The following is a 14,367-nucleotide window of genomic DNA, read 5'->3' as shown; positions in this document are numbered from 1 at the left end:
GTCATGCAAAAAGGGCATAGGGGGCATGCAATAACTGTGAGTTGTGAAGGGGCATCGCAAGGGCTATTTGCCGATCATGCACAAAGATGCAGCAGTTTGAAAACTTTTCTATCGGAGACCAGACATGACCTTCTACGCAGAAAGCCGCAACACCGCGGCAGAGGTCCTTGCCGGTTTCCATGGCCTCTCGCTTGGCGCGCTTGTCGCCACCTTGATGACTTGGAACGAGCAACGGATCACCCGCAACCGTCTGAGCCTGCTCAGCGACCGTGAACTGGCTGATATCGGGCTGAACCGCGCCGATATAGAGGCCGTCGCACAAGGCCGTCATCGCCGCTAAGCGTTGACAGGATGACAGCCTGCGCCCGTGGCCTGCCAGCTGCGGGCGTTTTTATTAGTTCGTCTTGGTTTTTGGGATGAATGGCAACGGCATTACCGGCACGCCTTCGTCCAGCAGGGCCTTGGCCTCTGCCGGTTTCGCTTCGCCATAGATCGCGCGTTCGGGGGCCTCTCCCAGATGTATGGCGCGGGCCTGTTTCACGAAATCCGGCCCGACATAATCCGAATTCGCTTCGACCTCTGCGCGAAGCGCTTGAAGCTTTTCCATGACATCAGCGCGTCTGGCGGTTTTGACGGACGGGGCCATGATCGCCTTGATCACGTCGGCCGCGCCGCAGTCGGGGCAGGTCACAAGCCCACGGTCGTGCAGCGCGTCATACGCCGCGCCGGACTGGAACCAGCTTTCGAACCTGTGGCCGTGAGGGCAGTCGAGAGTATATTTGATCATCGCTGTGCCTGTGACAGTTCCGCAGGACTTAACGATCTGGCAGAGTATTTCAAGATGAAAGCGGTTGTCGCGCTCTTGCGTGTTCGCGTGCCCGATCTAGTTTGACCGTCATGAAACACGTCATCATTGCGCTTTTCCTCACCTTCTGTGCCGTGCCTATGGCGCAGTCATTCAGCTTTACCGCCCTGAACGGCGACAAGCTTGACCTGACGCAATGGCGCGGTCAGCCGGTGCTTGTGGTCAACACAGCCTCTTTTTGCGGATTCACCCGTCAATACCGCGATATGCAGACGCTGTATGATGAATATGGCGACGATGGTCTGGTGGTGCTCGCTGTCCCCTCAGAGGATTTCAACCAAGAATACAGCAGCAATGAGGACGTGGCGCAGTTCTGTCGGGTTGAAACTGGACTGACCTTTCCGATTGCAGAGATCACGCAGGTGCGTGGCGGCGCGGCGCACCCGTTCTACCGCTGGCTGTCACAAGAATATAACCGCGCGCCGACATGGAATTTTAACAAGGCGCTGATCGGTCCGCAGGGCGACCTTCTTGGATTTTGGGGCTCGTCGATGCGCCCGACTGCGCGCGCCATTACAGACGAAATTCGCCGCGCGCTGCCGTGAGACCGGTTTTCATCGGCTCAGAGATTTATCGCGGGTCCAGCTACGGCGGGGCGCATCCGCTGCATATACCGCGCGTTTCGACCGTTATGGACCTTGTGCGCGCTCTGGGCTGGTTGGCTCCGGGACAATACCGCAACAGCCCGCGCGCGAAACCCGCCGCTTTGACGGGGTTCCATACCTCTGACTATATCGCGGCGTTGCAACGGGCCGAAGCGGCGCAGGCCGTGGATGCTGTGGCGTTTGACCGCCACGCGCTGGGCACGACCGCGAACCCTGTGTTCCCTGAAATGTTCCGCCGCCCGGCCACCGGCGCAGGCGGCGTTATGCTGGCGGCCGAACTGGTGGCAGAGGGCGGAGTCGTTCATGTGCCCGGCGGCGGCACGCATCACGCCATGGCCGACCGCGCGAACGGGTTCTGCTACCTGAATGACCCGGTCCTGTGCCTGCTGGCGCTGCGGCGGCTGGGCCTGTCGCGCATCGCCTATGTTGACATAGACGCGCATCATGCCGACGGGGTGCAAGCCGCCCTGGGTGCGGATGACGACATGCTGCTGATTTCTGTTCACGAGCAAAACCGCTGGCCCTATACCGGCGCGCTGGACGACACGGGCGGCGGGCGCGCGGTGAACCTGCCGGTGCCGCGCGGGTTCAACGATACCGAGATGACATATGTCCTGCACCGTCTGATCCAGCCGCTGCTGGAACAGTTCGACCCGCAAGCGGTGGTGCTGCAATCCGGGTCTGACGCGATACTGGAAGATCCACTTTCGCGGCTGGCGCTGTCAAACAACGCGCATGCGCAGGTCGCTTTGGCGCTGCGCGACATGTCCCCGCGACTGATTGTGTTGGGGGGCGGGGGCTATAATCCGTGGTCGGTGGCTCGCTGCTGGACGCGTGTCTGGGGGGCGTTGAACGGGCACGACCTGACAGGATCGCTACCCGAACAGGCGCAAGCCCTGCTGCGCCCGCTGACATGGAACCGGCGCGGGCCTGCATGGCAGGTGCAGCCGCATTGGACGACCACGCTCAATGACCCCGCCCGCGACGGGCCGGTCGGTGCGGACCTGAAGCACAGGGTCGACGTTTTGCGCAATCGTGCGCGTCTGGCCCGCGCGGCGCATCTTGCACCGGACCCCGCCCGCGCGTAGAAGGGCTGCGCAATTCTGGGGCGAAGAGGTCTGCGCATGCCGCTTCTGGTGATGAAATTCGGGGGTACCTCTGTCGCCGATCTGGACCGCATTCGCAACGCGGCCCGCAAGGTGCGTGCAGAAGTCGCGCGCGGCTATGACGTGATCGTCATCGTCTCTGCCATGTCGGGCAAGACCAATGAGCTGGTCGGCTGGGTGAATGAAACCTCGCCGCTCTATGACGCGCGCGAATATGATGCCGTGGTCAGTTCGGGCGAGAATGTCACCGCCGGATTGATGGCCCTGACATTGCAGGAAATGGAAGTGCCTGCGCGTTCTTGGCAGGGCTGGCAAGTGCCGATCCAGACCACCAGCGCGCATAGCGCGGCCCGCTTCGTGGACATTCCGCGCACCAATCTGGATGCGAAATTCGCCGAAGGCTTCAAGGTCGCCGTGATCGCGGGGTTTCAGGGCGTCAGCCCCGAAGCACGGATTACAACGCTGGGGCGCGGCGGGTCTGACACGACTGCCGTGGCCTTTGCTGCTGCGTTCGGCGCGGAACGTTGCGATATCTATACCGATGTGGACGGGATCTACACGACCGACCCGCGCATCACCAGCAAAGCGCGCAAGCTGGAAAAGATCAGCTTTGAAGAAATGCTGGAACTGGCCAGCCTTGGCGCAAAAGTGCTGCAAACCCGGTCGGTGGAACTGGCCATGCGCTACAAGGTGCGCCTGCGCGTGCTGTCGTCGTTTGATGAAACCGACGAAACATCAGGAACTCTGGTCTGTGATGAGGATGAGATCATGGAATCGAAAGTCGTCTCTGGCGTGGCCTATAGCCGCGAAGAAGCCAAGCTGACCCTTGTCACCGTAGAGGACAAGCCCGGCATTGCCGCCGCCATTTTCGGCCCGCTGGCCGATGCCGGTGTGAATGTGGACATGATCGTTCAGAATATCTCGGAAAAAGCCGCGGGCACCGACAAGCCTGTGACCGATATGACCTTTTCATGCCCTGTGGATCAGGTCGCCCGCGCCCGCAAGGCGCTGGAGGCCGCGCGCGACGCGGGCAATATCAACTATGATATGCTGGAAGTGGACGAAGATGCCGCCAAAGTGTCGGTGGTCGGAATCGGGATGCGCAGCCATGCCGGCGTTGCCGCGCGCATGTTCAAGGCGCTGGCGGCGGACGGCGTGAACATCAAGGTTATCGCGACATCAGAGATCAAGATTTCCGTTCTTATCGACAGGAAATATATGGAATTGGCGGTTCAGGCGCTTCATGATGCGTTTGAACTGGACAATGCGGGATAGCGCATCGCGCCTGTAAGATGATCGGAGGGGCCATGCCCCACAGAACGGAAACCGACAGCCGCCGGATGTTGCGAGAGCTGCGCGACGAAATGGCCAGCGCCCAGCCGGGGCAGGAACGGCTGGATCGGATAACCACGATCATAGCCAAATCCATGGGCACCGATGTGTGCTCTATCTACCTGCTGCGCGATCCCGACACGCTGGAGCTGTGCGCCACCGAAGGGTTGCGCGCGAGTGCGGTGCACGAAACCCGGCTGCGTCTGGGCGAGGGGTTGGTCGGCAAGGTGGCCCGCCTGGCCCGCCCTTTGAAAAGCGCCGACGCGCCGTCAGAGCCCGGCTTTCGCTATATGCCTGAAACTGGCGAAGAGGTGTTCACCTCTTTCCTGGGTGTCCCGGTGCAGCGGTTGGGTGAGCGGCTGGGCGTGCTGGTCGTGCAATCGAAAGAAACGCGCGACTATTCCGAGGACGAGATCTACGGGCTGGAAGTGGTAGCCATGGTCATCGCAGAGATGACCGAACTGGGCGCGTTCGTGGGCGAAGGGACGAGCTTTGCCTCGCCCCACAAACACGCCACCACCCTGCGCGGTGTGACGGCGCAAGAGGGTGAGGCCGAGGGCCATGTCTGGCTGCACCAACCGCGCGTGGTTGTCACGAACCTTGTCAACGACGATTCCAAGGCCGAAATCGCGCGCCTGCACGACGCGGTCGAGAAGCTGCGCGGCTCTGTCGATGACATGCTGAACGCGGCGCGGTCGCGCGACAAGGAACATCAGGAAGTTTTGCAAACCTACCGCATGTTCGCCAATTCGCGCGGCTGGATGAAGCGGATGGAAGAGGACATCCGCCTTGGTCTGTCTGCCGAAGCCGCCGTGGAAAAGGAACAATCCATTGCGCGTGCCCGGCTGGAAACGGTGCCCGACCAGTATCTGCGCGACCGGCTGCATGATCTGGACGACCTGTCGAACCGCTTGCTGCGTATTCTGACGGGTCAGGGCGTTGAAACGGGCGCGGAAATGCCCGACCGGGCCATTCTGGTTGCGCGCAATATCGGGCCCGGCGACCTGTTGGAATATGGCCGCAAGCTGCGCGGTGTGGTGCTGGAAGAAGGCGCTGTGGGCAGCCACGCCACGATTGTCGCGCGGGCCTTGGCCATTCCGCTGGTCATCAGCGTTCCGCGTATTACCACCGATGCGCTAAGCGGGGATCATATTCTGGTGGATGGCACCGAAGGCGTGATCCATCTTCGCCCCGATGACACGGTCACGGGCGCGTTCCGCGACAAGATGGCGATGCAGGCCAAGGCGCAAGAACGCTATGCCAGCTTGCGGGACAAACCCGCAATGGGGCGATGCGGCACACAGATCACGCTGAAGATGAATGCGGGTCTGATGGCCGATTTGCCGTCCTTGCCCACATCCGGGGCCGAAGCCGTTGGCCTGTTCCGCACCGAATTGCAATTCCTGACGCGCGAACGCATGCCGCGCCGGTCGGAACTGGTGGCCACCTATGCGCGGGTACTGGATGCCGCGGCGGGCAAAAGCGTGCATTTCCGCACGCTTGACATCGGCTCTGACAAGGTCGCGCCATATATGAAGCGCCCCGACGAGCCGAACCCCGCAATGGGGTGGCGCGCGCTGCGCGTTGGCCTCGACAAACCCGGCGTATTGCGGATGCAGTTGCAGGCGTTGATCCGCGCGGCGGCGGGCCGCCCACTCAGCGTGATGTTCCCGCTTGTCGCGACGGGCGAGGAATTTGCCCGCGCCCGTGATACGCTGATGCGGGAAATCGAACGCGAACGCCGCCTGGGCCACGAATTGCCAGAGCAGTTGAAGGTCGGCGCGATGATGGAAACCCCGTCGCTCGCCTATGCGCCCGACAGTTTTTACCGCGAGGTCGATTTCATCTCGATCGGCGGCAACGACCTGAAACAGTTCTTCTTCGCCGCCGACCGCGAGAACGAACTGGTGCGCCGCCGCTATGATACGCTGAATGTCAGCTTCCTGACCTTCTTGCAGGTGATCGTGGATCGTTGCCACGAGACAGAAACCGCGCTGTCCTTTTGTGGCGAAGACGCGGGCCGTCCGGTCGATGCGTTGGCGATGGCCGGGATCGGCATTCCGGCGCTGTCGATGCGGCCTGCGTCCATCGGACCAGTGAAATCCCTGATCCGGCGGTCGAACCTGAACGAAGTGTCCGAACTGATCGCCCGCGTTCAAGTGCGCGGGCTGGAAAGCGCGCGCCCCGCCTTGCTGGATTATGTCGCGTCACTTGTTGACTGACCTGCAATGACCTCTGCCTTTTGCACGCGGCCCGCTACCCCGTCCCATGCGCCGGGCAGCAGCGCCAGCCCAAGCACCCGCTCGGGGTTGGTCGGCGGCGGCATTGACACATCCGCCAACGGTTTGAACCCGAAACGTCCGTAATAGGGCGCGTCGCCCACCAGCAACACCCGCGCCCAGCCAAGCGCGCGCGCGCGCTCTACGGCTTCGCGGATCAGCCACCCGCCCAGACCTTCGCTCTGATGGGTTGGGTGCACGGCAATCGGCCCCAGCAGCAGCACCCGCGCGCGGCCGACGCGCACCGGCCAAAAGCGGATCGCGGCGGCAACACCGCTGTCGTCGCGCAGCAGCAGGCACAGCTCTGCCACGGGGCTGACCCCGTCGCGCAGCCGGTAAGACGACAGCGCTTCGCGGCCGGGCGCGAAACACAGGTCATATAGCGCCTCTACCTCCCACCAGTCGGCCGGGGTTTCGGTGGATAACTGCATGGGTCTTTTCCGCTTGGTCTGGCCGCGCGGGTAGCATGGCGCTAGGGTCTGCGCAAACCAAAGGAAGTCTGCACATGTTCTACGAACCGAAAGATGGCCATGGCCTGCCGCACAACCCGTTCAATGCCGTGGTCACGCCGCGCCCGATTGGCTGGATCTCGACCCGCGGCTTGGACGGGCGCGACAACCTTGCACCCTATTCATTTTTTAACGCGGTCGCCTATGAGCCACCGCAGGTCATGTTCGCCTCGACCAGCGCCAAGCCGGACCGCGATGACACAAAGGATTCGGTCGCCAATATCCGCGAAACAGGCGTGTTTTGCGTGAATGTGGTGGAATACGCCGCGCGCGACGTGATGAACCAAAGCTCTGGCCCGTGGCCGCGCGAGGTGGATGAATTCGACCACGCGGGCATTGCGCGGGCCGCGTGCAGCATGATCGACGCATCACGCGTGGAAAATGCGCCTGCCGCGCTGGAATGCAAGATGCGCCAGATCATCAAGCTGGATGGCGCCGCCAATTTCATCGTGGTGGGCGAGGTTGTGGGCGTGCACTTGCGGGATGATTGCATGGTGGACGGGCAGTTTGACATCACTCGCTTTCAGCCCTTGGCGCGCTGTGGCTACCGCGACTATGCCGTGGTCCGCGATGTGTTCAGCTTGTCACGGCCCGGTGACTGACCCCTTGTTTGCGAAGGTTCGCGCGATATCTATTGCTCAGGTAACAGGAGCATATGATGTTCGGCTTTAGCCCCAGAAAGATCCAGATGATTGACCCTGCGCAGGCCCGTCCGGGCCGCGCGACCCCGATCGCCACGGCAGAGCGCCATGCGATATGGGACCGGCCCCTTAAGGCAGCCCCGCCGGACGGGATGGAACACGCCATGTTCGGCATGGGGTGTTTCTGGGGGGTGGAGCGTATCTTCTGGCAAACCCCTGGAGTGTGGTTGAGCATGGTGGGTTATGCAGGCGGCTTTACGCCAAACCCGACCTATGAGGAGGTCTGCAGCGGCGAAACCGGCCACAACGAAGTGGTGCGCGTGATCCTCGATCCGGCCACCATCAGCTATGAGGGGCTGCTTGCAAAATTCTGGGAAGGGCATGACCCGACCCAAGGCATGCGGCAGGGCAATGATCGCGGCACGCAATACCGTTCGGGGATTTATGCGTACGGCGACGCGCAGCTTGCGGCGGCGCAGGCCAGCCGCGACGCTTTTGCGCCGCGTCTTGTGCAGGCGGGATATGGCGCGATCACGACCGAAATCACGCCCGCGCCGGAATTTTATTACGCCGAGGATTACCACCAGCAATACCTGCACAAGAACCCGAACGGGTATTGCGGGTTGGGCGGTACGGGGGTGACCTGCCCGGTCGGCTTGTCGGCCTAAGGCGCGCCCGCGCGCAGCTCGACCGGCGCGCCCACCCGCCCACCCATGCGCGCCGCCCGACCCGCGCGCGGGCGCGCCGGGACGCTTGGATTGCCAATGCTTGACCCGCCCTTGGCGCGGCTGTATCGCGACGACAGTTTCCTGTCCCTGAAAGTGCATCCGATGCCGACCTTCACCGCCATTACGACCTTGAACGCCGAAGCTCCTGCCTATGCGCTGTCCGAGGCGATGGAAAACATGACACCGGAACCCACCGGTGTCGGCGTGTTCGAGATGGAAGACGGGTCGGGGCTTTGGGAAGTTGGCGGCTATTTCGTAGAAGCCCCGGACGATGTAGAACTGACGCTTCTGGCGCAGGCCTTTGGTGCAAAAACCTTCATCGTGTCGGAATTGCCGGAAATCGACTGGGTGGCCAAGGTCAAGCGCGACCTGTCGCCGGTCGAGGCCGGACGCTTTTTTGTATATGGCAGCCATGACGCCGAGAAGCTGCCACAGGGCCGCGTGGGTCTGTTGATCGAGGCGGCGATGGCCTTTGGCACCGGGCACCACGGCACGACATTGGGCTGTTTGCGCGCGCTTGACCGATTGGACACCGCAGGTTTCAAAGGCCAGCGCGTGGCCGATATTGGCTGCGGCACCGCCGTTCTGGCGATGGGTGCGGCCAAAATCTGGCCCGAACCGGTTCTGGCCAGCGATATTGATGCGATTGCGGTCGAGGTCGCGCAGGCTAATGTCACTGCCAATGCGCTGGATGGGCGTGTGACATGTCTGGAAGCCACCGGTTTCGACCACCCCGACCTGACCGCCGCAGCCCCGTTCGATTTGGTGTTTGCCAATATCCTGATGGGCCCGTTGATCGCGCTGGCGCCGGATATGGGGCGCATGGTGGGGCAGGGGGGATATGCAATCCTGTCGGGTTTGTTGGTGGAGCAGGCTGACACGGTTTTGGCTGCGTATACCGAGAACGGCTTCAGTTTGCACCACCGTGAGGATATCGGCGACTGGGCCACATTAACCTTGTCGCGGAACTAACGCGGTATTGCCTGTCTCACGCCAAAGTTGTGACAGATTTCCGGGGCTATCTTGGCTTTGACAGGATCAGAGCAAGGCCAGCGGGTATGACACCTCAACAGTTGATAGATTTTGACGCGCGACGCGAGGCGGTGCTGCGCGAGCATATGAAAACCAGCCCCAAGTTCCGCGCCCTTCGGCGTGACCGGCGCGTCGCGTTTGCCGCGTCGGTTGTGCGCTACGGGGTGGCAGTGGGAATCATGTTGTTTCTGCTCAAGGCTTTCGTGATCTCGCAATCCGGACCCGATGGGTATTTGGCGACCGTGCAGCCGCTTTTGTCGCAACTGCCCGCAGGCAGCTTGCTAGCGCAATCGGTCGCAATCGACCCCTATAGCGCCATGCTGGCAGATGCCTTCACAGAGCTGACCGCACCAGACACGCAGTCCGCCCAAAACGCGCTTGACGGGTTTTCGCGGGTTGGCCCGGCGACATCAGAATTCTGACCCACGCATCGGACACACCAGCTTTGTCACCTTGGTTCGCCAAGCTTGTGCTTGTGTCTGCCCGTCATCGGGCGGGCTTGACAATCTTGACTTAAATTGTCAGATTATCCCATAGCCTAGCCATCGAATGACAGCCCGGCCCTACAATCCTATCAGCCAATCGGGCCGCTATGTCAGAACTGTGCTTGCGCCAGCCCACCCCATTGGGTGCGGTATGGTGAAAGATGAAACGCCAACGTCGGGTGAAATGCAGCCGGTGCCCTTGCACCATGCCGAAGCGCTGACATTGCAAGGCAACACCGCTCAAATCTTGTTGGACGGGCAGGTGTATACCCTGCGCATTACCCGTGCGCGCAAGCTCATCCTGACCAAGTAGCCCCACCCGCGCCGTCTTTTGGCAAATCCGGACCCGATATGAGCAAGATACCCTCTCCCTGCATTGGTGTATGCAAATTCAAGCGCGACGGCCATTGCATCGGTTGTTCGATGACCAAGGATCAGAAATCCTTGTTCAAGAAACTGAAAAAGGAAAAACACCAGCATGCCTTTCTGGACATGCTGGTGCATCAGCAGAGTGATATGGGCAAATATTCACATTGGCCTTCGGCCTACCGCAAACGCTGCGACAAGAAAAACGTGAAAGCGCCTGTCTAGCCTATCCCAGATGGGCGCGTAGCAACCAAGCGAATTTTTCATGCGTCTGCCCGCGTGCGATCGCCATATCTTGCGTCAGCAAATCGCCGTGTTCTTCTGCCACTGCGGCAGTGCCCGCCAGCGTTGCGGCCAGCGTGTCTTGGGCTTTGGCCATAGCCGCGACCATGTCCTCGGCAGAAGCATGGCCATCGTGCTCCGCAACTTTCGAGCGCTTGAGCATCTCTGACAATCGCCCTTCGGCATGACCGCCAAGCGCTTTCACCCGCTCTGCCAATGCGTCCTGCGCGGTGAAATGATCCTCGTAAATCGTTTGAAACATGTCATGCAGCGCGCCAAAGGCCATGCCGGTCACGTTCCAATGAAAATTCTGCGCCAACATGGTTGTAACGGCGGTTTCCGCCACGCTTTGTGTCAGTGCTTCGCAAATTGCGTCTTGCGCGGATGGGGTTAATTGAGCGGCGGTCTGGGTCATGCGCAACCCTCCTGTCATGAATGTCTGGGATGAGTGCGGGACTGGCTGGCGCATAGCTGGCGGCCCGCTACCCCAATCCTAGACCGGCGGGCGGGATTGTTCAACCAAAATTTAGAAATATTCTAAGTCTTGGGCGATGCGTCAGCACCCAGTCGCGCGACAAGCTGTGCCGCAAGCCAGCCAACCGACCGCCGGTAATGCAACGGCAGGCGGGCGCGCAGCAGGAAAGTTGCGCTTGCCTGATCATCGCGCGCGATAGCATCCAGTAATGCCAGCAACCAGTTTTCATCAAACGACCGCTCGCGCGCAGCCACGGTATGCACCACCGGGGCCTTTGGCAAAGCCTGTGCAAGCGCCCGCAACAGCGCATCGGCATAGACCTGCGGGGACTGGCCGTCACGATTATACAAGAGCGCGCAAGCTTCAAACACAGGCATATGCGCTTTGGCCCTGCATGTCCGCATCAGCACGCGCAACATTGTCAGCGTGGCGTCTGTTTGCGGGCTGCGGCTATGTTCGGAGGGGCAGGGAAGAGTTTGCATGGATCACCTATTCCTGAGTAATATACTCTGAAACTCGGTGTCTGGCCAGCGAAACCGCGCCTCTAAAGCGCGGCGGATTGAAATAGCCGCACTTTCAGCCCGCCATGCGGGATCGGCGCGCCTGCGTCCAGCTTCAGGCCCGTTGCATGGGCCAGCTTGGCATCTGTTGTCACCAGCCCCACGCGCCAGCCTGCGAACTGCTCTGCCAGAGCTTTGCCCAGACTGGCATATAAGCCGTATAGCTGGCCAATATTCCCGATACGGCCCCCATAGGGCGGGTTAACCATAACCAAGCCCGGTGCGCAGTCTGGGCGGGTCAGCGCGCTGATGGGCTGGCAGGTGAACTGCGTCCAGTCAGACAGGCCGGCACGTTCGGCATTCGCGGTCGCACCCTGCACCGCGCCCTGATCGCGGTCATAGCCAAAGAAGCGCAGATCTGGTGATCTGGGCGGCATTGGGATCGCAGGCTGCTCGGGTGCGCCGGAAAACTGCTCGAACGCGAAGCTGCGTGCGCGGCCGGGTGCCAGGCCCGCGGCGATATCGGCGGCTTCCAGAACGAAGGTGCCCGACCCGCACATCGGGTCAATCACCGGCTGTGTGCCGTCATACCCCATCTGCCGCAGGAACGCGGCGGCCATGGTTTCGCGCAATGGGGCTTTGCCGATGAACTGCTTGTAGCCGCGCTTATGAAGGCTCTCGCCCGACGTATCGAGCGAGATCGTCGCCAGATCGTCGTCGATCCGCAGCATAACGCGCAGCCCCTCGGCGGCGGATAGCGGCGCGCCAACTGCATCTGTAATCGCGCGTTCTATGCGCTGGGCGGCGGCCTTTTGGTGGTAGATGCGCGAACGTGTGCAACTGGCTTCTATGCGCACAGGCACATCGCCGCGCAGCCAGTCGGCCCAAGGCAGCTTGCGCGCGCGTTTGTCCAACTGCGCCAGATGCATGGCCCGAAACGCGCCAATCCGAACGAGCACACGGCTGGCCAGACGGCTTTCACGGTTGGCGCGCGCAATGTCGGACATACCGCCGTTAAATTCCACGCCGCCGGGCAGGGCGCTGGGGTCAGAAAACCCAAGCGCTTGGGCTTCATTCAGCAATAGCGGCTCCAGCCCCGGCAGGCAGGCCATGAAAATGGTATACTCGGTCATGCCCCCTGCGATACGGGGAAACGCGCGGCTTGGCGAGGGGGTATGTTACCCTGCCAGCCTGTCCATGGCTTGGGCGAGTTTCACGTCCAACTCGGTAATCCCGTCGGCATCATGGGTCGTCAGTGTGACGTTCACGGTCTTGTAGACGTTGGACCATTCGGGGTGGTGGTTCATCTTTTCGGCCACGATAGCCGCACTGGTCATCCAGCCGAACGCATTGATGAAATTGGCGAATGTATAGGTTTTTTGCAACGCGTCGCGCCCGTCTGCCAGCGCCCAACCATTGGCCAGAAGCGGGTCCAGTGCGGTGCGGTCGGTCAGTTTTTCGGTCATGTATCCTCCTGTCTGGGTTTGCGGAACGGCGCGAAACCGGCCAGCGCCGACATTTCATAGTCGATGGCCGCGCGCTCTTCGCGCAGGTAGCGCGCAACCGCCTGATGAAAACCGGGTTCGGGGAAATGATGCAGCGAGTGGATCTCGCTCGGCATATAGCCGCGAGCCAGTTTATGCGTGCCCTGCGCGCCAGCCTCGACGCGGCCCAAACCCTGCTGGATGGCGAAGTCCATCGCCTGATAATAGCACAGCTCAAAATGCAGGCAGGAGTGATCCTCGACACAGCCCCAGTAGCGACCATACAGACAATCACGCCCGATGAAATTCAGCGCGCCGGCAATCGGGATGCCGTCGCGTTCGGCCAGCACCAGCAGAACATCGTCGCGCATGGTCTGTTGCACGATGTCGAAGAACTGGCGCGTCAGGTAGGGGGTGCCCCATTTGCGCGCGCCGGTGTCTTGGTAGAATTGCCAGAAGGCATCCCAATGTTCGGGCCGCAGATCATCGCCGGTATAGGCGTGGATTTCGCCGCCAAAGGCTTGGGCGGTCTTACGTTCCTTGCGGATGGTTTTGCGCTTGCGCGACGATAGTGCGCCAAGGAACGCCTCAAAATCCGTATAGCGCGCGTTTTCCCAGTGAAACTGCTCTGTCACACGGTGCAGGAAGCCATATTCCGTGCCGCGCGCGGCCTCTTGGGCTGTGCAAAAGGTCACATGTGCCGATGACAGGTTATTGTCGCGCGCGACCTGCGCCATCGCTTGCAGTATCGCGGCGGTCCCCGCATTCTCAAATCCCGCTTTGCACAAGAAACGCCGGCCCGTGGCGGGCGTGAACGGCGCAGCCACTTGCAGTTTCGGATAGTACTGCCCGCCTGACCGTGTGTAGGCCTGTGCGAAAGCGTGGTCGAAGATGTATTCGCCCTGGGAATGCGATTTCACATAATGCGGAGCAACGGCGATCAACGCGCCGTCCTGTTCAACCGTTATATAGCGTGGCTCCCATCCCGTGCCGGGACCGACGGAGCCTGACGCCTCCAATGCGTGCAAAAAGCGGTAGGTGGTGAATGGATCGGTGGGGCGCCCGGTCGCATCTTCCGGGCAAGCGCAGGCATCCCAATCCTGCGCCGCGATCTCGTCCAAGGACGAGACCAGCGTGACCGAAAGCGCCCCGCCATCCGCCATCACATGGCCGCCAGCAGCGCCTCGCCACCCGAGATGTCGCAGGTGCCGGGGCTTTCCTCTGGGTGGAACAGTGTGACCACACCATCCTCGACCAGCATCGCATAGCGCTTCGAGCGGCCCATCATGCCGACGGGTGGCGCGTCGAACATCATGCCGATTTCTTTGGTAAACGCGCTCGTTCCATCCGAGAGCAGGGTCAGCCCCGCATCGCTTGCACCGGTGCTGTCGCCCCAATGCTTCATCACGAACACGTCGTTGACTGACAGGCAAATGATCTCATCCACGCCCTTGGCGGCCAAGTCATCCTTCACGCGGATAAAGCTGGGCACATGCGCCGAATGGCAGGTGGGCGTATAGGCACCGGGCACTGCGAAAATCACGACCTTGCGGCCTTTGGTCAGGCTGGACAGGCTGACCTGCTCCGGCCCTTCTGCCCCCAGACGCGACAGGCTTGCCTCTGGCAGCGTATCGCCCACTTGAACTGTCATGTTCCATCCCTCTCTTGGTTGTCTTTT

19 protein-coding genes are annotated in these 14,367 nt (G+C 61.4%); 11 read left to right on the top strand and 8 right to left on the bottom strand.

Going from position 1 to position 14,367, the window contains the following annotated elements:
- Positions 1-124 precede the first annotated feature (124 nt).
- Positions 125-340: a DUF1127 domain-containing protein gene (locus ROE7235_RS03900; protein WP_121093352.1), complete on the top strand. Its 216-nt coding sequence runs from the start codon at positions 125-127 to the stop codon at positions 338-340.
- A 54-nt stretch (positions 341-394) separates the two neighbouring features.
- On the opposite strand, the gene ROE7235_RS03895 is transcribed toward ROE7235_RS03900, so the two are convergent.
- Entirely contained in the window at positions 395-787 is a 393-nt protein-coding gene (locus ROE7235_RS03895) for a DUF1178 family protein (RefSeq protein WP_121093351.1), read from the bottom strand.
- Between the two features lie 110 nt (positions 788-897).
- Between ROE7235_RS03895 and ROE7235_RS03890 the strand changes: the two genes are divergently transcribed.
- The 4 genes from ROE7235_RS03890 to ptsP are packed head-to-tail and all read left to right on the top strand — an operon-like array spanning position 898 to position 6,130.
- Entirely contained in the window at positions 898-1,410 is a 513-nt protein-coding gene (locus tag ROE7235_RS03890; RefSeq protein ID WP_121093350.1) for a glutathione peroxidase, read from the top strand.
- The gene (locus ROE7235_RS03885; RefSeq protein WP_220669534.1) at positions 1,407-2,558 is read left to right on the top strand and encodes an acetoin utilization protein AcuC; all 1,152 of its coding nucleotides are present in this window, start codon (positions 1,407-1,409) and stop codon (positions 2,556-2,558) included. Before ROE7235_RS03890 ends, ROE7235_RS03885 begins: the two co-directional genes overlap by 4 nt.
- Positions 2,559-2,594: 36 nt before the next feature.
- Positions 2,595-3,851 carry an aspartate kinase gene (locus ROE7235_RS03880; RefSeq protein ID WP_121093349.1) on the top strand — a complete coding sequence of 419 codons (1,257 nt, stop codon included), beginning with the start codon at positions 2,595-2,597 and terminating at the stop codon, positions 3,849-3,851.
- A gap of 32 nt (positions 3,852-3,883) precedes the next feature.
- Positions 3,884-6,130, top strand: coding sequence for a phosphoenolpyruvate--protein phosphotransferase (gene ptsP, locus ROE7235_RS03875; protein ID WP_121093348.1), 2,247 nt, complete (start codon positions 3,884-3,886; stop codon positions 6,128-6,130).
- Here the strand turns inward: ptsP and ROE7235_RS03870 are convergent.
- The gene (locus ROE7235_RS03870) at positions 6,106-6,618 is read right to left on the bottom strand and encodes a GNAT family N-acetyltransferase (RefSeq protein ID WP_121093347.1); all 513 of its coding nucleotides are present in this window, start codon (positions 6,616-6,618) and stop codon (positions 6,106-6,108) included. The genes ptsP and ROE7235_RS03870 overlap by 25 nt on opposite strands.
- 74 nt (positions 6,619-6,692) lie before the next feature.
- Here ROE7235_RS03870 and ROE7235_RS03865 point away from each other — a divergent pair, with 74 nt between their 5' ends.
- The 6 genes from ROE7235_RS03865 (at position 6,693) to ROE7235_RS03840 (ending at position 10,173) form a co-directional block, all read left to right on the top strand.
- Positions 6,693-7,298: a flavin reductase family protein gene (locus tag ROE7235_RS03865; RefSeq protein WP_121093416.1), complete on the top strand. Its 606-nt coding sequence runs from the start codon at positions 6,693-6,695 to the stop codon at positions 7,296-7,298.
- A gap of 56 nt (positions 7,299-7,354) precedes the next feature.
- Positions 7,355-8,005: a peptide-methionine (S)-S-oxide reductase MsrA gene (msrA, locus tag ROE7235_RS03860; protein ID WP_121093415.1), complete on the top strand. Its 651-nt coding sequence runs from the start codon at positions 7,355-7,357 to the stop codon at positions 8,003-8,005.
- Between the two features lie 162 nt (positions 8,006-8,167).
- The gene (locus ROE7235_RS03855; RefSeq protein ID WP_121093414.1) at positions 8,168-9,037 is read left to right on the top strand and encodes a 50S ribosomal protein L11 methyltransferase; all 870 of its coding nucleotides are present in this window, start codon (positions 8,168-8,170) and stop codon (positions 9,035-9,037) included.
- Positions 9,038-9,123: 86 nt separating this feature from the next.
- Positions 9,124-9,519 (top strand): hypothetical protein, encoded by a 396-nt coding sequence (locus ROE7235_RS03850; RefSeq protein ID WP_121093346.1) that lies wholly within the window; start codon positions 9,124-9,126, stop codon positions 9,517-9,519.
- 214 nt (positions 9,520-9,733) lie between these two features.
- Positions 9,734-9,895 (top strand): hemin uptake protein HemP, encoded by a 162-nt coding sequence (hemP, locus tag ROE7235_RS03845; protein WP_121093345.1) that lies wholly within the window; start codon positions 9,734-9,736, stop codon positions 9,893-9,895.
- Positions 9,896-9,933: 38 nt separating this feature from the next.
- Positions 9,934-10,173, top strand: a complete 240-nt coding sequence (locus ROE7235_RS03840) for a DUF1289 domain-containing protein (RefSeq protein ID WP_121093344.1) — start codon at positions 9,934-9,936, stop codon at positions 10,171-10,173.
- Position 10,174: 1 nt separating this feature from the next.
- On the opposite strand, the gene ROE7235_RS03835 is transcribed toward ROE7235_RS03840, so the two are convergent.
- The 6 genes from ROE7235_RS03835 to ROE7235_RS03810 all read right to left on the bottom strand — a co-directional run bounded on the left by ROE7235_RS03835 (position 10,175) and on the right by ROE7235_RS03810 (position 14,340).
- A complete protein-coding gene (locus tag ROE7235_RS03835) occupies positions 10,175-10,645 on the bottom strand; it encodes a Dps family protein (RefSeq protein WP_121093343.1) in 471 nt (156 codons plus the stop codon).
- A gap of 122 nt (positions 10,646-10,767) precedes the next feature.
- Positions 10,768-11,187 carry a hypothetical protein gene (locus ROE7235_RS03830; protein WP_121093342.1) on the bottom strand — a complete coding sequence of 140 codons (420 nt, stop codon included), beginning with the start codon at positions 11,185-11,187 and terminating at the stop codon, positions 10,768-10,770.
- Between the two features lie 62 nt (positions 11,188-11,249).
- Positions 11,250-12,338 (bottom strand): THUMP domain-containing class I SAM-dependent RNA methyltransferase, encoded by a 1,089-nt coding sequence (locus ROE7235_RS03825; protein ID WP_121093341.1) that lies wholly within the window; start codon positions 12,336-12,338, stop codon positions 11,250-11,252.
- A 45-nt stretch (positions 12,339-12,383) separates the two neighbouring features.
- Positions 12,384-12,671 (bottom strand): 4a-hydroxytetrahydrobiopterin dehydratase, encoded by a 288-nt coding sequence (locus ROE7235_RS03820; protein WP_121093340.1) that lies wholly within the window; start codon positions 12,669-12,671, stop codon positions 12,384-12,386.
- The gene (locus ROE7235_RS03815; protein ID WP_121093339.1) at positions 12,668-13,852 is read right to left on the bottom strand and encodes a GNAT family N-acetyltransferase; all 1,185 of its coding nucleotides are present in this window, start codon (positions 13,850-13,852) and stop codon (positions 12,668-12,670) included. The genes ROE7235_RS03820 and ROE7235_RS03815 overlap by 4 nt, the downstream gene beginning before the upstream one ends.
- Complete coding sequence (locus ROE7235_RS03810; RefSeq protein WP_121093338.1) at positions 13,852-14,340, bottom strand: peroxiredoxin; 489 nt, start codon at positions 14,338-14,340, stop codon at positions 13,852-13,854. The genes ROE7235_RS03815 and ROE7235_RS03810 overlap by 1 nt, the downstream gene beginning before the upstream one ends.
- Positions 14,341-14,367 lie beyond the last annotated feature (27 nt).

This window comes from Roseinatronobacter ekhonensis (assembly GCF_900499075.1).
Taxonomy (GTDB): domain Bacteria; phylum Pseudomonadota; class Alphaproteobacteria; order Rhodobacterales; family Rhodobacteraceae; genus Roseinatronobacter; species Roseinatronobacter ekhonensis.
This window is presented reverse-complemented; position numbering and strand designations above follow the sequence as displayed.

Excerpts from the sequence above, each read along its gene's own strand:
- ROE7235_RS03900 (WP_121093352.1), top strand. The coding sequence starts at position 125 with ATGACCTTCTACGCAGAAAGCCGCAACACCGCGGCAGAGGTCCTTGCC.
- ROE7235_RS03895 (WP_121093351.1), bottom strand. The coding sequence starts at position 787 with ATGATCAAATATACTCTCGACTGCCCTCACGGCCACAGGTTCGAAAGC.
- ROE7235_RS03890 (WP_121093350.1), top strand. The coding sequence starts at position 898 with ATGAAACACGTCATCATTGCGCTTTTCCTCACCTTCTGTGCCGTGCCT.
- ROE7235_RS03880 (WP_121093349.1), top strand. The coding sequence starts at position 2,595 with ATGCCGCTTCTGGTGATGAAATTCGGGGGTACCTCTGTCGCCGATCTG.
- ptsP (WP_121093348.1), top strand. The coding sequence starts at position 3,884 with ATGCCCCACAGAACGGAAACCGACAGCCGCCGGATGTTGCGAGAGCTG.
- ROE7235_RS03870 (WP_121093347.1), bottom strand. The coding sequence starts at position 6,618 with ATGCAGTTATCCACCGAAACCCCGGCCGACTGGTGGGAGGTAGAGGCG.
- ROE7235_RS03865 (WP_121093416.1), top strand. The coding sequence starts at position 6,693 with ATGTTCTACGAACCGAAAGATGGCCATGGCCTGCCGCACAACCCGTTC.
- msrA (WP_121093415.1), top strand. The coding sequence starts at position 7,355 with ATGTTCGGCTTTAGCCCCAGAAAGATCCAGATGATTGACCCTGCGCAG.
- ROE7235_RS03855 (WP_121093414.1), top strand. The coding sequence starts at position 8,168 with ATGCCGACCTTCACCGCCATTACGACCTTGAACGCCGAAGCTCCTGCC.
- ROE7235_RS03850 (WP_121093346.1), top strand. The coding sequence starts at position 9,124 with ATGACACCTCAACAGTTGATAGATTTTGACGCGCGACGCGAGGCGGTG.
- hemP (WP_121093345.1), top strand. The coding sequence starts at position 9,734 with ATGGTGAAAGATGAAACGCCAACGTCGGGTGAAATGCAGCCGGTGCCC.
- ROE7235_RS03840 (WP_121093344.1), top strand. The coding sequence starts at position 9,934 with ATGAGCAAGATACCCTCTCCCTGCATTGGTGTATGCAAATTCAAGCGC.
- ROE7235_RS03835 (WP_121093343.1), bottom strand. The coding sequence starts at position 10,645 with ATGACCCAGACCGCCGCTCAATTAACCCCATCCGCGCAAGACGCAATT.
- ROE7235_RS03830 (WP_121093342.1), bottom strand. The coding sequence starts at position 11,187 with ATGCAAACTCTTCCCTGCCCCTCCGAACATAGCCGCAGCCCGCAAACA.
- ROE7235_RS03825 (WP_121093341.1), bottom strand. The coding sequence starts at position 12,338 with ATGACCGAGTATACCATTTTCATGGCCTGCCTGCCGGGGCTGGAGCCG.
- ROE7235_RS03820 (WP_121093340.1), bottom strand. The coding sequence starts at position 12,671 with ATGACCGAAAAACTGACCGACCGCACCGCACTGGACCCGCTTCTGGCC.
- ROE7235_RS03815 (WP_121093339.1), bottom strand. The coding sequence starts at position 13,852 with ATGGCGGATGGCGGGGCGCTTTCGGTCACGCTGGTCTCGTCCTTGGAC.
- ROE7235_RS03810 (WP_121093338.1), bottom strand. The coding sequence starts at position 14,340 with ATGACAGTTCAAGTGGGCGATACGCTGCCAGAGGCAAGCCTGTCGCGT.